This is a genomic window from Gluconobacter sp. (assembly GCF_047723935.1).
In the GTDB taxonomy this organism is placed as follows: Bacteria; Pseudomonadota; Alphaproteobacteria; order Acetobacterales; family Acetobacteraceae; genus Gluconobacter.
The window spans coordinates 378524-399263 of the sequence record NZ_JBDOBO010000001.1; the positions used below are offsets into that span (position 1 = coordinate 378524).

Here is a 20740-nt window from a genome sequence, read left to right on the forward strand (position 1 = left end):
CCCAGATTCATGGAACATCTCCGGGGACGTCCCTGTGGATGTTTTATGAAGAAGTGGGGATCACTCTGGAAAGGGCAGCTTTCCTGCGGAGTCGCACGATGAGCGTATCGAGAGCGGAAAGAAACCGGCTTCGATCCGCTTTTCCAAAGGATGGATTGTACGTATTCACCACCCCGGTTTCGCGCAGATCATGCATCAGATCCCGCATGGCCGAGACCATTCCTACGGACCGATCATCGATTTCTTCACCGTTGGGACGCAAAACGGCCGCCCCCTTTTCCAGACACCGCACGGCCAATGGTACGTCGTTCGTGACAACGATGTCTGCTGTGACAGCCTGCTCTGCAATCCAGTCATCCGCAACGTCTGGCCCTTCCGGCACGACCACGCGCTCAATCAGTGGCGACTGGGGGATATTGATCCACCGATTGGCAACAATCAGCGTCTGGAGGCCGTAACGGCCTGCCACACGGTAAATCTCGTCCTTTACAGGGCAGGCATCTGCATCAACCAACAGCCGCATGGAGTTCCTTCTGGTTTTCTTCATCACGAAACTGCTGGATCAGCTTCTCCAGCACAACATCGGGGTGATCTTCACCACAGACATGAATGACCGGCTCGTCGTCACCCGGCTCTTCAAATGTGGAAAGCTGGCTCGGCAGCAGACTTGGCGGCATGAAATGACCTTTCCGATGGGTCATACGATCAGCCAGAGTGTCACGAGCAACACGGATATGAATAAATTCAACGGGGAGATCGCGGCGTAGCTGTTCGCGATAAATGCGCTTCAAGGCGGAGCAGGTCAGGACAGCACCGTGACCCGCTTTTACTTCCCTGTTCAGCCAGTCATGGCAGAGTTCCAGCCACGGCTTGCGGTCTTCGTCCGTCAGCGGCTGACCTGAGCTCATCTTGTCAACGTTACTTTGGGGATGGAGGGCATCCCCTTCCTGAAAATGCCACCCCAGGCGGGTGGCAAGGCCGGTGGCGATCGTTGTCTTGCCTGTCCCGGAAACACCCATCACGACCAGAAAACGCGGCCGGACACCTATGGCCTTACTGACGTGCGCAGTCTCTATGGTTCCCATCGCTCCACTCCCTGTTCTGTCGCAACCAGAACTTCAGACGCCATGTTCAGGAACATGCCGTGTTCCACCACGCCCACGATCGCGTCTATTTGGCGCGCCAGATCTTCCGGGTCCTCGATCGGGCCGAACGTGCAGTCCAGGATCATGTTGCCATTGTCACTGACGAACAGGTTCCCATCACGGTCGGTCCGGGGCTTAACGCCCTTGGCACCGCAGGCTGACAACCGTTCTGCCGTGCATTCCCAACCAAAAGGAATCACTTCCACGGGAACAGGAGCACGCTCCCCAAGGTGATCAACTGGCTTGCTGCCATCAACAATCACCACAAATATCTTCGAAGCCTGAGCCACGATCTTTTCACGCAGAAGCGCCCCGCCAAGGCCCTTGATGAGGTGCAACGGCCCCCGCTGAACCTCATCTGCGCCATCAATGGCAATATCGAGCTGGCGATGAGCGGAAAAATCCGTTAGCGGAATACCCGCTTTTTTAGCCTTGCGGGCACTGTCTTCGGATGTCGGAATCCCGACAATGTGAAGGCCTTCTACCACGCGCTCACCGAGCCGCTCGATCATATAGGTGGCGGTGCTTCCCGTGCCGAGTCCAACCACCATGCCACTCTTGACCATATCGGCAGCACGACGAGCGGCAGTGCGCTTGTGCGCCTCCATATCCGAGCTCATGCGGCGTCTCCCGTTGCAGCACGATCTGCCAGAATGACGATCCGACCTTCACTGGTCACATTTGCAGACGGCAGAGTTTTGTCGCCCTCACGAAGACGCTGGAGCATTTCAACCTTGGATGCCCCCGTCACCAGAAAGACGACCAGCGCGCTGGAATGAATGGCAGGATACGTCAGCGTAATACGTTCATAGGGTGCGGTCTTCGGCGCTGCCGTTCCCACCCATGCCGTCTTTTCCTGAAGCACAGGCTCGCCCGGAAACAGGGAGGCCGTATGTCCATCCGTTCCCAGGCCAAGCATCACGAGATCAAACAGCGGGCGAGCCGGGTCCAGCTCGGTCGCGCCGTATGCAGTCTCAAGAGTTTTCTGATAGGCGCGCGCATCCGCCTCGACCGTCCCACCCGTCGGGATCGGATGAACATTCTCGGCAGGAACCGGAACACGACTAATCAGAACAGATTGACCAACTGTATGGTTGCTATCCGCATGACCTTCGGGAACATGGCGCTCATCCCCGTAGAAAATCTCAATACGATCCCACGGGATACGCTTGGCCAGTTCTGGCTCAGCCAACAGTTCGAACAATCGCTTTGGCGTCGAACCGCCAGACAAAGCCACACGGAACTTGCCGTCCGTCTTGGCCAAAACACCATCTACCAGAAGATCCGCCATTCGAAGGGCTACTGCTTCAGAACTCGGCAGTGTTTCCAATGTGGCGGTACGGATATCGGTCGTCATGTGTTTTTGACCCTTGGCAGAATGTAGCGCTCGACGGCTTTGGCCCAGCCATCACGCTCATTGGTGTCAGTGAGAACCTGGGCAGCGGCTCTCACGTCGTCCTCAGCCTGTCCCATGGCAATGCCCAACCCCGCGACGGCAAACATCGGCAGGTCGTTATGGGCATCACCCAGACAGGCCACTTCATCCGGCGCCACACCGTGAGCGAGGGCCAGCTCACGCACAGCTTCGCCCTTGTTGGCGAGCGCAGGCGTAATATCGAGCAGCATCTCGGAAGAACGGCGCACACTGGCTTCACCACGAAGCATAACAGCCAGTTCCGTCTCGACACGCTGAAGCAGATCGTAATTGTTGCTCACACCCATGACCTTACCGATCCCGTCAAATTCCTGACGCAGATCCGGCACTGTATGAGGTGTCAGCTCGGTGATGCGGCGCTCATGCTCAACAAACGGCGTCGCGGCGTCGCGCACCATCCAGTAGGACTGACGCAGCAGCCAGGTCTCGATCCCATGGACATGCAGCATGTCATGCACCACGGAGAGCACATCACGCGAAAGGACACGGCTTACTGTCGGTGTTCCATCTGGTGAAAAGATGATACCGCCGTTAAACCCCGCGTTCTGACCGCTCAAGCCGAGTTGTGAGATGTATTTTGTCATCGCAGCCGGAGGCCGCGCGCTTGCCAGACAGAGCGGAATACCGCGCTTCTGAAGCTCCTTTGCCATCGCCATCGTAGAGGGAGCAATTGTCTTTTCCGGTGTCAGGAGCGTTCCATCCATGTCGGACACAACCATCCGGATCGTCTCCGGAAGCGCTGGAAGTTCCGCGTGAATGGTATCTAGGTCAATGGACATACAAGCCCCTGTCGGTCGGCCATATTGAATGGGGGAGTGAGCATACTGTGCCCACTCCCCCTTGCCCATCCGTCAGAGGGGCTTATTTCTGCTCGACGTGACCGCCAAAGCCGAAACGCTGCGCCGAGAGAATCTTCTCGGCGAAGTTATTGCCCGACCGCGAACGGAAACGGGTAAACAGAGCCGCCGTCATCACTGGCGCCGGCACATTTTCTTCAATGGCGGCTTCGATCGTCCAGCGACCTTCACCAGAGTCAGCAACTTCACCCGAGAACTCGGACAGTTCGCCCGACTTCGCGAGCGCTTCCGCCGTCAGATCCAGCAGCCAGGACGACACGACACTGCCGCGACGCCAGACTTCGGCAATATCCGCCATGTTCAGGTCGAAGCGTTCACCTTCGGCCAGAACGGGCGAGTTCTTGCTCTTCATGATGTCAAAGCCTTCAGCGAAGGCCTGCATCATGCCGTACTCGATGCCGTTATGGATCATCTTCACAAAGTGGCCCGAACCGGACGGACCACAGTGCAGATAGCCCTGCTCGGCACGCGGATCCAGATTGGTCGCATCCCGATTCGGCGTGACGGGAACATCGCCCTTTCCAGGAGCCAGAGCCGCCAGAATTGGATCGATATAATCCGCAGCCTCTTTCGGCCCGCCATACATCATGCAGTAGCCACGTTCGAGGCCCCACACACCGCCGGACGTGCCAACGTCAACGTAGGAAATCCCCTTCGCTGCCAGTTCTTCCGCACGACGAACGTCATCCTTGTAGTAGCTGTTGCCACCATCAATAATGACATCTCCCTTGCCGAGAAGCGTGCCGAGCTGCTTCACGCAGGCTTCGGTAATCGCACCAGCCGGAAGCATGACCCAGACGACACGATGCGTGTCACCTTCAAGACCCTTTACAAGCGCCTCGACGCTGTCCACGCCTGTGGCGCGACCCTTCTCGGATCGCTCCACAGTCGCTGCCGTCACGGCAGCCGTGCGGTCATGCACAACAACATCATGTCCATGCCGGGTCAGACGGACGGCAATATTGCCGCCCATACGACCCAGACCAATGATACCGATCCGCATGTTTATGCTCCTGCCACCGCTTTATGGATTGCCGTGGCAAGGGTCTTCAGGCCCTCTTCCAACGGTCCATCGATATGCACCCGGAGGGCACGACGCCCACGGGCCGAGAGAACTTCGAAGTCACCACGTGCCTGTGCCGCCTTGACGACACCGAAGCTGAAACCATGTCCCGGAACCGGGACGTCAGCAGCATCAGCAGCAGTTACCTGAAGGAAAACACCACTGTCGGGGCCACCTTTGTATGCCTGGCCTGTCGAGTGAAGGAACCGCGGGCCGAACTCGGCTGCCGTGGCAACCTTCAGCACGTCGCGCAATTCCATCCGAACGTCCTGCGCCCAGTCCCGTGTTTCACGGTTGCGCTCGATATAGGCCAGAAGACCAACATAATCGCCCGCACCAACACGGCTGAAATGCTTCTTGAGAACGGAAACAGCGTCTCCTCCCCCAAGAACACCCGCATTCTTTTCATCTGCGTAGAAAGACAGCTTTCCGTCGATTGCGAACGGCTCTTCTGCTGGCAATGAACCAGTTTCAGCATAGGCGTTCGTCAGCTTGCGGGTTTCAACCTTGCTGAACTCGACATCCGGCTGATCAAACGGGTCAATGCCCAGAACCGCACCTGCAACAGCAGTTGCAAATTCAAAGACAAAGAAGGCCTGCCCGATCTCGTTTTTGTCTGCCAGACGCACCGTAATCACTGGAGCTCCAGCTTCACGCAGCGCCCCAAGACGACTGTCCGGAACGTCGTCGCCCAGCAGGATGTCCACGAAAACGCGGTCCTTGCCGTAGACTTCAGGCGTGCCGAGCACTTCCTCGTCAATCGGGATCAGACCTGTGCCCTTCTTCCCCGTGCTTTCCGCAATAAGCTGCTCAAGCCAGGCCCCGAAGGACGCAATGCCCTTGGACGCCAGAATCGTCACCTTGTCACGACCGAAGCACTTGGCAGAATGACCAAGGATCAGACCTAGCGTCACACCCGGGTTAACGTGTGCCGGTGCGCTTGGACCACAGCTCTCGACCATTAGATTGGTAATGGTCAGGAACTTGCGAACATCCAGACCGCTGACTGCGGCTGGCACCAGTCCAAAGTTTGACAGGACAGAGAACCGTCCACCAATTTTTGGATCACCGTAAAAAATGCGCCAGAAGCCGTTCTCTTCGGCGACCTTCTGCATGTGGGAGTCAGGGTCCGTGATGGCGATGAAATTATCGCCCGGAGCCTTGCCCAGAGCCTGACCGGCAACCGTCCAGAAATGCGCGAACAGAATGTTCGGCTCCAGCGTGCCGCCAGACTTGCTGGCCACGATGAAGAGGGTCTTCTTGAGATCAACGGCCTTCTCATAAGCCCGAACCTGCTGCGGGTCGGTGCTGTCGAGAACATGCAGCTTCGGCCAACCTTCCTGCTGACCGAAGGTTTCGGCCAGAACCTCTGGGCCAAGGCTCGAACCGCCCATACCCAGAAGCAGGATGTCAGAGAAACCACGACTGCGGACATCACGAGCCAGAAGCTCCAGCTCTTCAATGTGCCACAGACGATCCTGAACGATGGTCAGCCAGTTCAGCCAACCGGCTTCAGCACCATTCGTCCAGACAGAGGCGTCCTTCGCCCAAATGCGACGGACCAGACCTTCCTTGCTCCACGCCGTCTCGGATTCAGCAACATCGTCGCGGATATCCGAGGGAAGGTCAGCTGTGACGTGGAGCAACCGTTTTCCCAGCACAGACTCCCGCTTTTCAGCGACCGCACCGAGAAGAGTGTCGAAGGACTCAGAGAAGGAGGCACAGCCATCCTTCACCAGCTTCGCCGTGACACCAGCCAGATCCAGACCAAGGCGCTCGGCCTCAGCAAGAACGTGACGGGCTTCTTCAATGTTTTCCGTCAGGCTCTCACGGAGCTTGCCGTGATCGCGGAACGCATCGAACGTTGCTGGCGGAATGGTGTTGACCGTCTCAGGACCAATCAGCTCTTCGACGTACAGGACGTCAGAGTAAGCCTTGTCCTTCGTGCCGGTGCTGGCCCAGAGCAGACGCTGCGGGTTTGCACCCTTGGCAGCAAGTGCCTGCCAGCGCGGGCTCTTCTTGACGTCAAGGTAATACTGATAGGCGGCCTTGGCGTTTGCGATGGCAACCTTGCCACGCAGAGCCTTGAGCGCTTCTGCGTCCTTGTCACCAGCAGCGACGCGGCGGTCGATTTCGCCATCAATCTTTGCGTCAATACGGCTGACGAAGAAGGAAGCAACGCTGGAGATGTGGGAAATGTCTTCCCCACGGGCTGCGCGGGCTTCAAGACCGGAAATGTAAGCTTCCAGAACGGCCTTGTACGCATCCAGAGAGAACAGCAGCGTCACGTTGATGTTGATGCCGTCTGCAATCGCTTCGCGGATCGCACCCGTGCCTTCTTCCGTACCCGGAATCTTGACCATCAGGTTCTTGCGACCAACAGCCTTCCACAGGCGACGGGCTTCCGTGATGGTACCGTGCGCGTCGAAGGCCAGATACGGAGAGACTTCGAGGCTGACGTACCCGTCCAGACCCTTTGTCTTTTCGAACACCGGATAAAGGACACCGCAGGCAGCGCGGATGTCATCAATCGCGAGGTGCTCGTAAAGGTCTCCAGCAGAGAGACCTTCCCCTTCGAGAAGCTTGCGGATCTGGGGATCGTATTCCGTCCCCTTACCGATGGCCTTCTCGAAAATGGCCGGGTTGGAGGTCACCCCGCGAAGCCCGTCTTCCTCGACAAGCTTCTTGAGGCTGCCATCTTCCGTAAAACTGCGCTGAATAAAGTCTAGCCAGGGGGACTGGCCGTGCTTTTCCAGATCCCGCAGGACACTGCCCACTTTGTCTAGGCCGGTGTTAGAGATTGTGTCCGCCACAGGTTCTCTCCTTACTTGCTACGGGCAGCCTGACGCTTCGCGGCGCCATAAACTGCTTCCGGCGTAAAACCGAACTTGGTCAGAAGTGCAGAGGCAGGAGCCGATGCACCAAACGAATTCATGGCAATGATCGAGCCGCCAAGACCGACATAACGGTCCCAACCGAAGGCCGCAGCCTGCTCGACAGCCACGCGGCCGATCACGTCAGGCGGCAGAACGGAATCGCGGTATTCCTGGCTCTGCTCTTCAAACAGATCGAAACTCGGGATCGACACCACGCGGGCCTTCACACCTTCTGCCGTAAGCTTTTCATAAGCTTCGACAACCAGCGATACTTCAGAACCCGAAGCCATCAGAATCACATCCGGCTTACCTTCACAGGAGGCCAGAACGTACGCGCCCTTGGCCAGACCGGAAGCCGCTGCATACTTCGTGCGGTCAATGGTTGGCAGATTCTGGCGGCTTAGAGCCAGAACAGCAGGCTTGTGCGTCATCGGGATCAGCGTGCGCCATGCCTCTGCCACTTCGTTGGCGTCGGATGGGCGGATCGTCATGATGCCTGGGGTCGCGCGAAGTTGAGCAAGTTGCTCGATCGGCTGATGGGTCGGGCCATCTTCACCGACGCCGATGGAGTCATGCGTAAAGATATACGTGACCGGCAGTTCCATGATGGCCGACAGACGGATCGGAGCCTTCATGTAATCGGAGAAGATCAGGAAGCCAGAGCCATAGGCGCGGATGCCGGACAGCGCGATACCATTACAGATCGAACCCATCGCGTGTTCACGCACACCGAAGTGCAGGTTGCGGCCACCATAGGTGCCACCCCACTGCGGCGGCTGGAACGATCCACCACCCTTGATGTCTGTCTTCGTAGACGGCGTCAGGTCAGCAGACCCACCGATCATCCAGGGCAGGTTCTTAGCAACGGCATTCAGCACCTGGCCAGAGCTTGCACGGGATGCAACGCCCTTGGCATCAGCCTCGTAAACCGGGATGTCCTTGTCCCAGCCTTCTGGCAGACGGTGCTCGAAGATTGCTTCAAGCTCGGCGGCTTCCTTCGGATGCGCTTCCTTGTAAGCCGAGAACAGTTCGCGCCACTGAGCACTGGCCGCTGCACCACGCTTGCCGAGACCTTCGGCGAAATGTTCCTGGACACCATCCGGAACATAGAAATCACCGGCATTTTCCGGCCAGCCATAAGCTGCCTTCGCGCCCTTGATTTCATCTTTGCCCAGCGGTTCACCATGAGCAGAAGCTGTGCCGGCCTTCTTCGGCGCACCGTAACCAATGACCGTCTTCAGAACGATCATGCTCGGACGGTCCGTGACCTTCTTGGCTTCCTGAAGGGCCTTCAGGATTGCCTGAACGTCGTTACCGTCCGTCAGCGTCTGAACGTGCCACTTATAGGCCTCGAAGCGCTTGCCAACGTCTTCGGTCAGGGCAAGATCGGTCGAGCCTTCAATGGAGATCTGATTGGAATCGTAAACCCAGGTCAGGTTGCCGAGGCCCAGATGACCAGCCGTTGAAGCCGCTTCCGAAGCCACACCTTCCATCATGTCGCCATCGCCACAGAAAACCGTGACGTGATAGTCGAACAGCTTGAAGCCCGGGCGGTTGTACGTTTCAGCCAGCCACTTTTCAGCAATGGCCATACCCACGGAGTTGCCACAGCCCTGGCCCAGCGGGCCGGTCGTTGTTTCAACGCCTGACGTGAAACGATATTCCGGGTGGCCCGGCGTCCGGGAGCTCAGCTGGCGGAACTGCTTCAGGTCCTCGACAGTGAGAGCTGGCTGGTCCACGACCTTTCCATCCTGGATGTCCCGAACGCCTGTCAGGAACAGCGTCGAGTACAGGAGCATGGAGGCGTGTCCGACGGACAGGACGAACCGGTCACGGGCTGGCCATAGCGGATCGGCAGGATCGTAGTTCAGATCATGCTGCCAAAGCGCATACATGGCCGGGGCGAGAGCCATTGCGGTTCCGGGATGCCCGGAATTCGCACGCTCGACGGCGTCCATGGAAAGGGTGCGGATGGTATTGATACCGAGTTCAGGAAGCGTACTCATCGGTATGGGGTCTCCGGCTTGTGACGAGCGGGGGAAAGGTCAATGATGCCCCCGCACCTTCTGCAGCCACGGCATGACGCGATATCACGTCTGACGCAATGCTTGATGGGTAAACCATATTGTGAAACACGGTCTTGTGCTTGACGACAACCCGCCTCACTTCGATGGAACACGTTATTTCAACCCACCTTCGTGGCGCCCGGATAACGCTGTTTCAGGACGAACCCCTGCCCAGCGCTTCCGCAATATCCTGAAGTGGCAGCTCAGCCTGCGTCCCCGCTGGCCTGATGCCCTGCCCCCTCAGAAACCCCACACCCTGACTGCTCCCGCGCCCGGTGAATGTCTCGCAACGTTCATCGGCCATGCCACCGTTCTTCTTCAGTTCGGCCGACAGGGACGTGAACCATTACGCATCATCACGGACCCGGTGTTTTCAGAACGCTGCTCCCCGTTCCGGAGTTTCGGTCCACGACGCGTCCGGCCACCCGGCATCTGTTTTGAAGACCTGCCGCCGATCGATCTCATTCTGGTTTCACATTGCCATTACGACCACATGGACCTCCCGACCCTGCGCATTCTGGCGCGCAAGGGGGATCCGCTGTGCATTACGCTCCCTGGGAACCGCAAACATCTGGAAAAGGCTGGCCTACCCCGCATTGTCGAACTTGACTGGTGGGACAGCACGCAGGCGGAAGGTGCGCGCATTTCAGCAACCCCCGCCCTGCATGGCAGCGCACGCACTCCATTCGACCAGAACAAGGCACTCTGGGGTGGCTTCGTGATCGAAGCCCAGGACAAAACCGTGTTCTTCGCCGGAGATACAGCCTGGGGCCGTCATTTCGATGCGATCCACCGTCATTGGAAAATGATCGACCTCGCAATCCTGCCGATTGGTGCCTACGAGCCACGCAATTTTATGCGGCGGGTTCACATGAACCCCGAAGAGGCGGTTCTAGCGTTCGATACGCTCAAACCGGCGCAGGCGATCGCAATTCATTTTGGAACATTCCAGCTGACCGATGAGGCCATTCTGGAGCCAGCCGCACGCCTCAACCTGGCCTTTCAGGACCGCCCCCGTCTCTTTAAAGCGCTGGAAAACGGGGAAACCGTGCCTCTTTCGCCCCCTCCCGCAAGCCGCTAACCTAACGGCACTATAGTCCCCCTTGTGGAAACCGTCATGAACGCACAGACCGTCAACTTCACGCCTGAACAGATCACTGCCCTGTTCATTGACGCCGCCCGTGAGGGTGACACGGACCTCCTGACCCAGTTTCTGGATGCAGGAATGGTCATCGATACACCTGACAGTCGCGGCTATACGGCCCTCATCGTCTCGACCTACAACGGACATCTGGACGCCGCGCGCCTGCTACTCGCACGCGGGGCCAATACGGAATCCGTTGATCTGAAGGGCGCCACCGCCCTGTCTGGCGTCGCCTTCAAGGGCATGACAGACATTGCACAGGTCCTGATCGACAATGGGGCTCAGGTGGATCATGCCAACTTCTCCGGACGGACGCCGCTGATGTTCGCCATTATGTTCGGTCGCACGGACATGGCACGGCTTCTGCTTTCCGCAGGCGCCAATCCGGATCATCGGGACGTTGATGGCGTTTCTGCCCGTGACCTCGCAGAGCGACAGGGTGTGACTGGCTTTTTCGATCAGGAAACAGGCGCATGAGCCGCTTCTGGAACAAACGCGTCCACGCTCTGGACCCTTACGTCCCCGGCGAACAACCTAAACTAACCAACCTGCTGAAACTTAACACGAACGAGTCTCCCTACGGTCCCAGCCCACGGGTACTAGAGGCTATCCGAGAGACTGCAACGGACGACCTTCGCCTTTACCCGGACCCAACTGCAACGATCCTGTGTGAAACCATCGCGAAGCGCTTTGGTGTCACAACAGACCGGGTTTTCGTTGGAAATGGCTCTGATGAAGTCTTGGCTCACGCCTTCCGTGCCCTCTTTCACGATGACGCACCGCTCTACTTCTCGGACGTCACTTACGGCTTCTATCCGGTCTATTGCAGCCTGTTTGAACAGCCCTTCAAGCAGTTCCCGCTCAACGACGACTATGAGATCGACATCAACGCTTATGATGGCCCCTGCGGTGGCGTTGTCGTCGCGAACCCCAACGCCAATACGGGTCTGGCCCTCTCGCTTGAACAAATCGAGACGCTCGCTCTTCGTCACCCGGACCGGACGGTCATCATCGACGAAGCGTACGTGGATTTCGGTGCCGACTCGGCCATCGAACTGACGAAGCGTCATGACAACCTCCTGGTCGTTCAGACACTGTCAAAATCCTATGCTCTGGCTGGGCTGCGCGTCGGTTTCGCCATTGGCTCACCGGAACTGATTGAAGGACTGATCCGCGTCAAGGACAGCTTCAACTCCTATCCGCTTTCACGCCCGGCGCAGGCAGGGGCCATCGCTGCTATCAAGGATACGGACTGGCTGGAAGAGATTACAGCCCGAGTGATCGCCAGCCGGAAAACACTTGTCCCTGAACTGGAAAATCTCGGCTTCCAAGTCCTTCCATCCTGTGCCAACTTCATTCTCATGCGCCACCCGGCGCATCCGGCCGGATCGGTTGCGAGCGCCCTGCGCGAGCGTTCGATCCTGGTGCGGCATCTTTCAACCCCGCGTATCCAGAACTGGCTACGCGTCACGATCGGAACTGACGAGGCCTGCACACGCCTGATTGACGCCCTGCGGGCCATCATTCTCACAAACCGATCCTGAACCACAGTTGGGCGGACTAATCCGCCCTCACGATCATGACCTTTCAGAGGCTGCCCGGTGTGCATTCGCGCACCGTTCCGCATTCAGTGATGATGCGGAGGCCTCTGGCGTTTCGTGCTGAAAGACCAAGACCATGCGCGCATTCCACGGACAGATGTCCGACAATCAGCCTATCCGCCGTAACCAGGCAGAGAAGGAAAAGCAGCTTCGGGACCTCAAGGAAACACTTGCTTCCATGAAGTCTCACACATCCCCTGCTCTGAAAGAGAGCGTCCAGCGCCGTATCAAGGAACTGGAAACCGAACTCCGTGCCGCAGCCCGTGACAAGGCTACCCGCGCCGCCAACCCGAGCGCCCAACCGCAGGACCAGCAGCGTCAGCGCCGCGCGCCGCGCCGGAACACCATTCGCTCCATGTAAAATTGCGAACCGGGCAGCCTTACAGGCTTGCCCGGTTCCACGCCTCTCCCATGCATTGCAGACGAACCGGATGCATGCCGTCCGTTTCTGTCAGAACATAGAATGCTGAGTACTTTCCGGTAGGTTTGCCGGGCCTGCTTTTCAGCCAGTTAAAAACACTTCGATCTGCCGTCATCCCGCCCTGATCCTGCGGAAGAGGCTGGTTCCAGAGATCCAGAACCTCCGGAACTCTCGTCCGATCAATCATCAGACAATTCGGGTCTACAAACCCTCCAAAGGACTCGCGGAAGAGCCCCCCGCCCGGGCCCACAGATTCCCACTGATCTTCGCAGACCGGCTTTAACGTTTTGGGATGTACAAACCATCGACCTGACCAGGCCCAGTCCTTTTCCTCAATCGCTTCAAGAAGCGATGACAGATGATCCGGTGCCCACCAGTTGTCATCGTCCAGATAAGCCACCCGAGGCGCATTGGAGAGCTGGCTCAGGACACTCCGCAGCACGCCTCCATCACGTGCGCGGCCAAACCCTCCATGCCGCACAGACGTGGAATATCCCGGCCATAGCACGTCCACTGACCAGCCCTCCGGACGCGCCTGACAGGCACTCTCCAGCATCTCCCGCGCTCCATCTGGTGGCGTAGTATCCGCACCGATCATGATCTGCACGCGCAGGTCACCACTCTGGGCGAAGATCGACCGCAAAGCGTGAAATAATGAGGGCCTCAGCAAGCTGGGCATGACAACAGCGACATCAAAAGGCTGCTGGTCCGGCTGACCATCGTCAGCAAAAATATGAAGTCCAGGACGCATTCTGCAAGACTACGGCGTGCAGCACTCTCCGTCCATGCTGGTCAACCCGGCACTTAATCTCGTCCCTGCACAAAGAACCGCACTAGAGCGAAGGTCCACCCACTTCAGGCGCCACCAGGCATGCTCTTGCGCTTCGGTCGTGCAGCCCCCACGATGAAAACAGAATTCCACTGCGAAAGAGCAAGATGTGTCCGCTACTTCCCAATTTTCGCACGAGCAGCTTCTTGACCGCCTCGGCGAAGTCGCAGTTCGCGTCGGACTGAACATCAAGCCGGGGCAGCAGCTCCTCATTACGGCACCGCTGGATGCCGTTCCGCTGGTCCGGCGCGTTACCGAACACGCCTATAAGGCTGGAGCATCACTCGTCACAACGCTGTACGCCGACGATGAGACGACACTCGCCCGTTACGTCCATGCCTCTGATGCCGCCTTCGATACAGCCCCGACCTGGCTGGCTGACGGTATTGCCCGCGCCTTCCGTGAAGGGGCAGCGCGCATGGCCATTACTGGTGCCAACCCAACTCTTCTTGCAGGCCAGGATCCAGAGCGGATTTCACGCGCAAACCGCGCAAACTCAGCAGCCAACCGCCCGGCGATGGAAATCATTACCCAGTTCGCAGTGAACTGGAACATCATCGCCTGCGCCACCCCGGCATGGGCCGCACAGGTCTTCCCCGATCTGGCTCCGGAAGACGCACTGACAGCGCTGTGGAACGGCATTTTCAAAGCTTCGCGCGTGGATGTCCTAGACCCGGTAGCAGACTGGAAGGCCCACAACGCCCGCCTGCATGCCCGTGCAAAATTCATGAACGACACACGCTTTGACGCCCTGCACTTCACCGGTCCGGGCACTGATCTTACGGTTGGCCTTGCAGATGGCCATGCCTGGGCTGGCGGATCAGAAGAGGCACTGAACGGCATTGTCTGCAATCCAAACATCCCGACCGAAGAAATCTTCACAACACCGCACCGCTCCCGTGTGAACGGCACCGTCTGCAGTACCAAGCCGCTATTCCATCAGGGTACACTGATCGACGACATTTCCGTCCGTTTTGAAGATGGCCGCATTGTCGAAGCACACGCGAGCAAGGGTGAAAACGTTCTCCATCGTATTCTAGACACCGATGAAGGCGCATGCCGGATTGGCGAGGTGGCCCTTGTGCCCCACTCGTCGCCAATTTCCGCAAGCGAAATCCTCTATCGGAACACCTTGTTCGATGAAAACGCATCCAGCCACATTGCGCTGGGCCAAGCCTACACCAAGTGCATGGTCGACATTGAAGGTCTGACGCCGGAACAGCTTCTGGAGCGTGGCGTTAATGACTCCCTGATCCATATCGACTGGATGATTGGCTCGGATAAAATCGATCTCGATGGGATCAAAAACGGCAGCCGCACGCCTCTGATGCGTTCCGGCGAATGGGTAAACGCATGACTTTGAACATCAAAACGCTCACAGCGCTCGCTCTCTTCGCCAGCGCGGCTCTTCCTTTTTCTGCGCACGCACAGGGCTACCCAAGCCAGACCCAGGTTGATGGGCAGCAAGCCCAGCAGCCTGCGCAGGTTCCCCCGCAGTTCAAGGCCGACACAGAGCGCGCCATGCGCTACGCCCTGCCCGCAGACTTCATGCCACGTGCCACGAGCGCGATTGGGGAGCTTCAGGCCCGCAATATCCAGCCACCCAACTCTCAGGGGCTCGGCTTGCAGGCGATGATTAGCCAGGCAGGTCAGGTTCCCGGTTTTGCCGCTGTGCTCTCATCCCATGGCTTTACGCCGGAAAGCTTCATCACGGGCATGACGACCTTTGGCATGACGCTTGCCGTAAGCAACGGACAGGTTCCAGCAGGCATGCCGTCTCCCAACCCGAACAACGTTGCGCTGTTCAAAGCCCATCCGGATCAGGTCAACGCCCTGATGCAGGCCATGGGCAACCCTCCCCACTAATTTTTACGGGCGTGCCCTAACTTTGTGCAGGGCGCGCCTTCTTTTCCCAATCTCGCACTGATAAAAAACCGATATGTCTGTCGTGCTTGATCCTTCCACACTCCCTGCCGTCAACATTTTGGGGCTTGCCCAGTCTGGAGCGATTCTCCGTGCTGAACGAGAAACACCGCCCGATGGTGTTCCTGCATTCATCACAAGAGAAGGATGGGACGAACTTGTTGCCGCCCACGCCGCAGAAAATGAGACGCCGCACACTGTCGTGCTTCCGGCTCTCGAAAAAGCCGTAACGCGACTCTTGGCCCATGCCGCTCAGGCAGCGTCGGAAGAAGGCGGGACTGCTCCCGTCATCAGCCTTGAAAGCGATCTTTTCCCAAGCGACCGGACTTTGATTCTCGCCTTCGTCCGTGATGAAACGCACCCTGTTGCCTGCACACTTATTGGAACGGCAAACCAACTCGCAGGCGTTCTACGTTCAGCAACGTCAGTATAAGGCCCTCTGACGCAGCGCCAGTTCATCCAGAGCTGCCTGCTCCTTACGAAGAGTGAGATAATTCGTCTCGACACGCTGCTTTTCTTTAAGTTTCTCAACCGCTTTCAGGGCGGCCTGAGCCATCAGCAGAGCTGACCGAATACAATCCCGATCAAGTGCTGCCTCCCGACAAAGCTTCTGCGCGTCAGCGATCGCACGCTGGCCAACGGGCAACCAGCGGCTGAATGCTTCTACTGCATCGTCATCAGCCTGCGGATCTGACGCCAGCCCCTGCTCCTGAACCAGTTGTAGATGCGCCTTGCTCAACACGGCTTCAGCAGCAGTCTCGCGCGCTACTGCTTCGCCAAACGCCTTCTCAACAGCTTCCAGTTCATGGCGCCTCAGGCGCTTGAGCGTATCCAATGGCATCTGCTTCATTTTACCTGCTCTCCTAGTGTTCAGGCTGCGGCATTCATGATGCCAGAAAGCTGTTCAAACGCTTCCGCACAGTTAGACCGTTCGCTCTTGCCTTGAGAAAGAAACTCTTCAAGCCTGGGCATAAGCCGCACAGCCTCATCGACGTCCGGCTCTGTTCCAACCTTGTACGCCCCCAGACGAATCATATCAGCCATCCGTTCATAGGTTGCCATGGTTGCCCGCGTCTGCTTCGTGAGCCTGTTTTCCTCAGCTGAATTACATCCCGGTACGGCACGTGACAGAGACCGAAGAACGTCAATCGCGGGGTAACGCCCCTGCTCACCGATCCGCCGATCCAACACAATATGTCCGTCGAGAATTCCACGAACGGCGTCTGCAACCGGCTCGTTATGATCGTCACCCTCCACAAGCACAGTGAACAGAGCGGTAATCATGCCTTCTCCCGGATAACCAGGCCCCGCGCGTTCCAGCAATCGCGGCAGTTCAGCAAAAACAGATGGAGGATAGCCACGCGTAGCAGGAGGTTCCCCAGCTGATAGACCGATCTCACGCAGGGCCATGCAATAGCGGGTCACACTATCCATCAGCAAAAGTACGGATTTACCCTGATCCCGAAAGTGTTCCGCAATCGCCACCCCTGCCACGGCAGCATCCCGACGCATCAACGGCGGGGCATCTGATGTGGCAATGACAACCACACTCCGCGCCAGCCCCTCAGCCCCCAGATCGTCTTCAATGAATTCACGAACTTCACGGCCGCGCTCACCGACCAGTGCAATGACCGCCACATCGCAGTTCGCACCGCGCGCCAGCATGGACAGCAAAGTGGATTTTCCGACACCAGACCCGGCAAACAATCCCAGCCTCTGACCACGCCGACAGGTTGTAAACGCATCAAGCGCCCGCACTCCCAAGTCTATGCGCTCTCCAAGCCGTGCCCGCGTTGCAGCGTTTGGAGGTGCCGCACTGACAGACTGTTGCTGGAATGCCGGCGCTAACGGCCCCTTCCCGTCGATCGGCATCCCGAGGGGGTCCACCACTCTTCCAAGCCAGCTTTCATTCACATCCAGACTGGCTGACTGACGCCCACTCAAAGAAATACGCGCTTCACACCCAGGCCCAATCCCTTCAAGGCTACCAAACGCCATGACCCTCGCGTGTGCATTATGAAATCCCACAACCTCAGACTGTATTGATGACCCAGAACGTGCCTTCACGTTAATTCTGTCACCAATAGAAACGAGTCCCTCCAGGCCGTGAATGGTCATGCACAACCCCGTCACATCCCGAACAACTCCAGTTGCACTATCAACGTGCACGGATGAAAGCTTTTCGAGAAGACTCTTCAATCCGCTTTTTTCGGCAACTTTCTGAGAGTTTTGGCGGTGTGACGTCATCAAACAACCATAAGGAGCGCGACCTTAACAAACCCTGAACAAGCGCTCCTCAATGACGTAATAATGAAATTTTTACGCTTTTTGATTTGTATCTATCGACAAACACAACCTTGGGTAGTAACCATTGCTTCACCAATCCGGGAGTTGAGAAACATGCGTATCCTTCTTGTCGATAGCGATCTTCAGGCCGCAGCCCATCTGTCTCAGACCCTTCGTACGGCTGCCTTCACCGTCGATCATACGTCCTCTGGCGAGGAAGCAATCGAGATGCTCCGGCATTACGATTATGATCTGATGGTGCTGGAACTGATGCTGAACGATATCGAAGGTTACGATGTGATCCGCCGCGTCCGCGCAGCCCGGATTACAACGCCTGTTCTCGTTCTCTCTGCCCTGCTCCGCCCCCAGGCCAAAATCCGTGCCTTCTCGATGGGTGCCGATGATTACATGACAAAGCCTTATGACTCAGGCGAGCTTGTTGCCCGCCTTCAGGCCGTCATGCGCCGCTCTCGCGGCTTTTCCGAACCTTGCCTGCGCATTGGCAATCTGGAACTGGATCTGAACGGGAAAAACGTCACTGTTGAGGGGAATGCCCTGCACCTGACGGGCAAGGAATATGCCATTCTGGAGCTTCTGGTTATTCGGAAAGGCTCTGTCCTGACCAAGGATGCTTTCCTGAATCATCTTTATGGCGGCATTGATGAGCCTGAGATGAAGATCATCGATGTCTTCATCTGCAAACTTCGCCGTAAGCTTCAGAAAGCAGGGGCCAGCAACCTCATCTCTACAGTCTGGGGACGTGGCTATATTCTGCGTGAAGAAACAGCGGCCGAGCCCCTGCCCGCCTCTGTCAGCCCAATGACCAGAGCCACATCTGAACTGACCGTCGCCTAAAACGTGCTCTTCAGGATTGGTACCAGTCTGGCCGGATCGTCACACCATGATTGACCGGCCCGTGACCAGTTCCATATCCCGGCGCATCTGAGAGCGCGAGCCGTAGATAGGCGTTAGCTCGACGTACCGCTGCTTCAAGATCCATACCCTGTGCAATGCCCGTCGCAATGGCACTGGCAAGCGTACAGCCTGTTCCATGAGTATGACGCGTATGAATCCGCGTTGCGCGGTGTACGTATTCATCACCATTGGGGAAGACGAGGAGATCCTCGAGATCCTCTCCCGTCATATGTCCCCCTTTGAGCAGAACGGCCGTAGCTCCCCGCTCTTGCAGGGTGTGGGCTGCCCGACGCATTCCTGCCAGATCATGAATGGCCTCACCCGTCATGACTTCTGCTTCGGGAATATTGGGAGTCACGACCAAGGCCCGCGGCAAAAGACGGCTCATCACAGCGTCTACGGCGTCATCAGCCAGAAGAGCTGATCCGCTGGTGGACACCATGACCGGGTCAAGCACCAACTGGAGATGCGTGTGGCTTTCCAGTTCGTCAGCAACGGCATGAACAATGTCCGCTGTCGCCAGCATTCCGGTTTTGCAGCAATCTGCACCCAGATCATCAAGAACGACCTGCATCTGCTGTCGAACAAACGCCGGGGAGACAGCCTCCACCCCAAAGACACCCAGCGTATTCTGTGCCGTCAGAGCTGTAAGGGCGCTCATTCCAAAGCCGCCTAGAGCGGTAATGGTCTTCAGGTCGGCCTGAATCCCGGCCCCGCCACCCGAATCACTTCCCGCAACTGTCAGAACCCGGCCACGCATACGTCAGGTCTCCGTAATTGCTCTGATCGCCTCACAAACATGATCCACGACCTGAAGAACCAAAGCATCGTCTTCTGCTTCCGCCATCACGCGAATCAGAGGCTCAGTGCCGCTGGCTCTCAGAACCAGACGACCGCGCCCGGCGAGACGTTCTTCCGCCCAGGCTTTGGCAGCAGCCAGTTCGGGACTGCTCAACGGATTAGCCCCTGAGTAGCGAACGTTTTTGAGAAGCTGCGGGAAAGGCTGGAAGACCTGACAGATCTCGCTGGCAGGCTTCTTGGTCTCTACCGAAACCGCCAGAACCTGAAGGGCGGCAATCAGTCCATCTCCGGTCGTAGCGTAATCGGACAGGACCATGTGCCCGGACTGCTCCCCGCCCAGGTTCCCACCATTCTCACGCATGCGCTCAACGACGTAGCGATCCCCGACTGCCGTCCGCTGAAGCTCCAGCCCATCTTCCGCAAGAGCCTTCTCCAGCCCCATATTGGACATGACTGTGGCCACAACCGTGTTGGTCCGCAGACGTCCATGCTGCTTCCAGAAGCGGGCGATCAACCCAAGAATCTGATCACCATCAACCAGATTGCCGTTCTCATCGGCGATCAGAACACGGTCGGCGTCTCCGTCCAGCGCAATGCCGAAGTCCGCGCCATGTTCCTTCACGGCAGCACAAAGCGTCTCTGGGTGGGTAGAGCCAACACCATCATTGATGTTCAGGCCATCCGGTGAGCAACCAATCTTGATAACTTCCGCACCCAGCTCCCAGAGAGCAGTTGGTGCCACGCGATATGCAGACCCATTTGCGCAATCGAGAACAATCTTCAAACCATCCAGACGCAGCCCCCGCGGGAAGGAAGCTTTGGCATTCTCAATGTATCGGCCAGCGGCATCGTTCAAACGAGAGGCACGCCCGATTTCTGCCGGTGAAGCCAAACGCTGAGACAGGTCTTGTCCCATCATGGCTTCAATCTCCCCTTCCACTTCATCGGAGAGCTTGAAACCGTCTGGGCCAAACAGCTTGATGCCATTGTCGGTGAAGGGATTGTGAGAGGCCGAGATCATGACACCGAGGTCTGCCCGCAAAGACCGCGTCAGCATGGCAATCGCTGGCGTCGGAAGCGGACCGACAAGGATCACATCCATACCGGCAGACAGAAAGCCAGCCACAAGCGCACATTCAATCATATACCCAGACAGGCGCGTGTCCTTGCCCAGCACAACAGTATGTCGACGGCTCTGACTGCGCATGAAATACAGGCCTGCGGCCTGTCCAAGCTTCTGGGAAACTTCCACCGTCATCGGAGCGGTGTTTGCGGTTCCCCTGATGCCGTCCGTCCCGAACAGAGCCCTCTTGCTGGCCATGGTTATGAAATCCTGCCTGTCTCGATAGATAAGAAAAAGGCGCGGCACCGGAGAGGA

Annotated in this window: 21 protein-coding genes; 8 read left to right on the plus strand and 13 right to left on the minus strand. The window is 57.7% G+C overall.

Annotated elements, in window-relative coordinates; genetic code table 11:
* Positions 1 to 43: 43 nt before the first annotated feature.
* The 8 genes from ABF979_RS01730 to tkt form a co-directional block, all read right to left on the minus strand.
* Positions 44 to 523, minus strand: a complete 480-nt coding sequence (locus ABF979_RS01730) for a YaiI/YqxD family protein (protein ID WP_415557477.1) — start codon at positions 521 to 523, stop codon at positions 44 to 46.
* Positions 507 to 1085: a gluconokinase gene (locus ABF979_RS01735; RefSeq protein ID WP_415557478.1), complete on the minus strand. Its 579-nt coding sequence runs from the start codon at positions 1083 to 1085 to the stop codon at positions 507 to 509. The genes ABF979_RS01730 and ABF979_RS01735 overlap by 17 nt, the downstream gene beginning before the upstream one ends.
* Positions 1073 to 1765: a ribose-5-phosphate isomerase RpiA gene (gene rpiA, locus ABF979_RS01740; RefSeq protein ID WP_215768420.1), complete on the minus strand. Its 693-nt coding sequence runs from the start codon at positions 1763 to 1765 to the stop codon at positions 1073 to 1075. Before rpiA ends, ABF979_RS01735 begins: the two co-directional genes overlap by 13 nt.
* Positions 1762 to 2502, minus strand: a complete 741-nt coding sequence (pgl, locus tag ABF979_RS01745) for a 6-phosphogluconolactonase (protein WP_415557479.1) — start codon at positions 2500 to 2502, stop codon at positions 1762 to 1764. Before pgl ends, rpiA begins: the two co-directional genes overlap by 4 nt.
* On the minus strand, positions 2499 to 3359 hold the full coding sequence (locus ABF979_RS01750; protein WP_415557480.1) for a Cof-type HAD-IIB family hydrolase: 861 nt from the start codon (positions 3357 to 3359) through the stop codon (positions 2499 to 2501). Before ABF979_RS01750 ends, pgl begins: the two co-directional genes overlap by 4 nt.
* 82 nt (positions 3360 to 3441) lie before the next feature.
* On the minus strand, positions 3442 to 4440 hold the full coding sequence (gene gnd / locus ABF979_RS01755) for a phosphogluconate dehydrogenase (NAD(+)-dependent, decarboxylating) (RefSeq protein WP_046899919.1): 999 nt from the start codon (positions 4438 to 4440) through the stop codon (positions 3442 to 3444).
* Positions 4441 to 4442: 2 nt separating this feature from the next.
* Complete coding sequence (locus tag ABF979_RS01760) at positions 4443 to 7313, minus strand: bifunctional transaldolase/phosoglucose isomerase (protein ID WP_415557481.1); 2871 nt, start codon at positions 7311 to 7313, stop codon at positions 4443 to 4445.
* Between the two features lie 11 nt (positions 7314 to 7324).
* A complete protein-coding gene (gene tkt / locus ABF979_RS01765) occupies positions 7325 to 9382 on the minus strand; it encodes a transketolase (protein ID WP_086634411.1) in 2058 nt (685 codons plus the stop codon).
* Positions 9383 to 9503: 121 nt separating this feature from the next.
* On the opposite strand from tkt, the gene ABF979_RS01770 reads away from it, so the two are divergent.
* The 4 genes from ABF979_RS01770 (at position 9504) to ABF979_RS01785 (ending at position 12548) form a co-directional block, all read left to right on the plus strand.
* Positions 9504 to 10523, plus strand: a complete 1020-nt coding sequence (locus tag ABF979_RS01770) for an MBL fold metallo-hydrolase (RefSeq protein WP_415557482.1) — start codon at positions 9504 to 9506, stop codon at positions 10521 to 10523.
* A gap of 36 nt (positions 10524 to 10559) precedes the next feature.
* The gene (locus ABF979_RS01775; RefSeq protein ID WP_415557483.1) at positions 10560 to 11063 is read left to right on the plus strand and encodes an ankyrin repeat domain-containing protein; all 504 of its coding nucleotides are present in this window, start codon (positions 10560 to 10562) and stop codon (positions 11061 to 11063) included.
* Positions 11060 to 12130: a histidinol-phosphate transaminase gene (hisC, locus tag ABF979_RS01780; RefSeq protein ID WP_415557484.1), complete on the plus strand. Its 1071-nt coding sequence runs from the start codon at positions 11060 to 11062 to the stop codon at positions 12128 to 12130. Before ABF979_RS01775 ends, hisC begins: the two co-directional genes overlap by 4 nt.
* A gap of 133 nt (positions 12131 to 12263) precedes the next feature.
* The gene (locus tag ABF979_RS01785) at positions 12264 to 12548 is read left to right on the plus strand and encodes a hypothetical protein (protein ID WP_046899925.1); all 285 of its coding nucleotides are present in this window, start codon (positions 12264 to 12266) and stop codon (positions 12546 to 12548) included.
* 19 nt (positions 12549 to 12567) lie between these two features.
* On the opposite strand, the gene ABF979_RS01790 is transcribed toward ABF979_RS01785, so the two are convergent.
* Positions 12568 to 13359 carry a glycosyltransferase gene (locus ABF979_RS01790; protein ID WP_415557485.1) on the minus strand — a complete coding sequence of 264 codons (792 nt, stop codon included), beginning with the start codon at positions 13357 to 13359 and terminating at the stop codon, positions 12568 to 12570.
* 187 nt (positions 13360 to 13546) lie between these two features.
* Between ABF979_RS01790 and ABF979_RS01795 the strand changes: the two genes are divergently transcribed.
* The 3 genes from ABF979_RS01795 (at position 13547) to ABF979_RS01805 (ending at position 15793) form a co-directional block, all read left to right on the plus strand.
* Positions 13547 to 14794: an aminopeptidase gene (locus ABF979_RS01795; RefSeq protein ID WP_415557486.1), complete on the plus strand. Its 1248-nt coding sequence runs from the start codon at positions 13547 to 13549 to the stop codon at positions 14792 to 14794.
* Positions 14791 to 15303 (plus strand): hypothetical protein, encoded by a 513-nt coding sequence (locus tag ABF979_RS01800; protein WP_052750021.1) that lies wholly within the window; start codon positions 14791 to 14793, stop codon positions 15301 to 15303. The genes ABF979_RS01795 and ABF979_RS01800 overlap by 4 nt, the downstream gene beginning before the upstream one ends.
* Positions 15304 to 15376: 73 nt before the next feature.
* Positions 15377 to 15793, plus strand: coding sequence for a hypothetical protein (locus ABF979_RS01805; protein ID WP_415557487.1), 417 nt, complete (start codon positions 15377 to 15379; stop codon positions 15791 to 15793).
* Here ABF979_RS01805 and ABF979_RS01810 read toward each other — a convergent pair.
* Together ABF979_RS01810 and fliI are read right to left on the minus strand one after the other, a co-directional pair.
* Positions 15785 to 16210 carry a flagellar FliJ family protein gene (locus ABF979_RS01810; RefSeq protein WP_215749037.1) on the minus strand — a complete coding sequence of 142 codons (426 nt, stop codon included), beginning with the start codon at positions 16208 to 16210 and terminating at the stop codon, positions 15785 to 15787. The two genes, ABF979_RS01805 and ABF979_RS01810, sit on opposite strands and share 9 nt — an antisense overlap.
* Before the next feature lie 20 nt (positions 16211 to 16230).
* The gene (fliI, locus tag ABF979_RS01815) at positions 16231 to 17607 is read right to left on the minus strand and encodes a flagellar protein export ATPase FliI (RefSeq protein ID WP_415557488.1); all 1377 of its coding nucleotides are present in this window, start codon (positions 17605 to 17607) and stop codon (positions 16231 to 16233) included.
* Positions 17608 to 17760: 153 nt separating this feature from the next.
* Between fliI and ABF979_RS01820 the strand changes: the two genes are divergently transcribed.
* Positions 17761 to 18501 (plus strand): response regulator transcription factor, encoded by a 741-nt coding sequence (locus tag ABF979_RS01820; RefSeq protein ID WP_215749040.1) that lies wholly within the window; start codon positions 17761 to 17763, stop codon positions 18499 to 18501.
* 10 nt (positions 18502 to 18511) lie between these two features.
* Here ABF979_RS01820 and thiD read toward each other — a convergent pair whose 3' ends face one another.
* Complete coding sequence (gene thiD, locus ABF979_RS01825) at positions 18512 to 19321, minus strand: bifunctional hydroxymethylpyrimidine kinase/phosphomethylpyrimidine kinase (RefSeq protein WP_415557489.1); 810 nt, start codon at positions 19319 to 19321, stop codon at positions 18512 to 18514.
* A gap of 3 nt (positions 19322 to 19324) precedes the next feature.
* Complete coding sequence (gene glmM, locus ABF979_RS01830) at positions 19325 to 20683, minus strand: phosphoglucosamine mutase (protein ID WP_215749043.1); 1359 nt, start codon at positions 20681 to 20683, stop codon at positions 19325 to 19327.
* Positions 20684 to 20740: the final 57 nt, after the last annotated feature.

Excerpts from the sequence above, each read along its gene's own strand:
- ABF979_RS01730 (WP_415557477.1), bottom strand. The coding sequence starts at position 523 with ATGCGGCTGTTGGTTGATGCAGATGCCTGCCCTGTAAAGGACGAGATT.
- ABF979_RS01735 (WP_415557478.1), bottom strand. The coding sequence starts at position 1,085 with ATGGGAACCATAGAGACTGCGCACGTCAGTAAGGCCATAGGTGTCCGG.
- rpiA (WP_215768420.1), bottom strand. The coding sequence starts at position 1,765 with ATGAGCTCGGATATGGAGGCGCACAAGCGCACTGCCGCTCGTCGTGCT.
- pgl (WP_415557479.1), bottom strand. The coding sequence starts at position 2,502 with ATGACGACCGATATCCGTACCGCCACATTGGAAACACTGCCGAGTTCT.
- ABF979_RS01750 (WP_415557480.1), bottom strand. The coding sequence starts at position 3,359 with ATGTCCATTGACCTAGATACCATTCACGCGGAACTTCCAGCGCTTCCG.
- gnd (WP_046899919.1), bottom strand. The coding sequence starts at position 4,440 with ATGCGGATCGGTATCATTGGTCTGGGTCGTATGGGCGGCAATATTGCC.
- tkt (WP_086634411.1), bottom strand. The coding sequence starts at position 9,382 with ATGAGTACGCTTCCTGAACTCGGTATCAATACCATCCGCACCCTTTCC.
- ABF979_RS01775 (WP_415557483.1), top strand. The coding sequence starts at position 10,560 with ATGAACGCACAGACCGTCAACTTCACGCCTGAACAGATCACTGCCCTG.
- hisC (WP_415557484.1), top strand. The coding sequence starts at position 11,060 with ATGAGCCGCTTCTGGAACAAACGCGTCCACGCTCTGGACCCTTACGTC.
- ABF979_RS01785 (WP_046899925.1), top strand. The coding sequence starts at position 12,264 with ATGCGCGCATTCCACGGACAGATGTCCGACAATCAGCCTATCCGCCGT.
- ABF979_RS01790 (WP_415557485.1), bottom strand. The coding sequence starts at position 13,359 with ATGCGTCCTGGACTTCATATTTTTGCTGACGATGGTCAGCCGGACCAG.
- ABF979_RS01800 (WP_052750021.1), top strand. The coding sequence starts at position 14,791 with ATGACTTTGAACATCAAAACGCTCACAGCGCTCGCTCTCTTCGCCAGC.
- ABF979_RS01805 (WP_415557487.1), top strand. The coding sequence starts at position 15,377 with ATGTCTGTCGTGCTTGATCCTTCCACACTCCCTGCCGTCAACATTTTG.
- ABF979_RS01810 (WP_215749037.1), bottom strand. The coding sequence starts at position 16,210 with ATGAAGCAGATGCCATTGGATACGCTCAAGCGCCTGAGGCGCCATGAA.
- fliI (WP_415557488.1), bottom strand. The coding sequence starts at position 17,607 with ATGACGTCACACCGCCAAAACTCTCAGAAAGTTGCCGAAAAAAGCGGA.
- ABF979_RS01820 (WP_215749040.1), top strand. The coding sequence starts at position 17,761 with ATGCGTATCCTTCTTGTCGATAGCGATCTTCAGGCCGCAGCCCATCTG.
- thiD (WP_415557489.1), bottom strand. The coding sequence starts at position 19,321 with ATGCGTGGCCGGGTTCTGACAGTTGCGGGAAGTGATTCGGGTGGCGGG.
- glmM (WP_215749043.1), bottom strand. The coding sequence starts at position 20,683 with ATGGCCAGCAAGAGGGCTCTGTTCGGGACGGACGGCATCAGGGGAACC.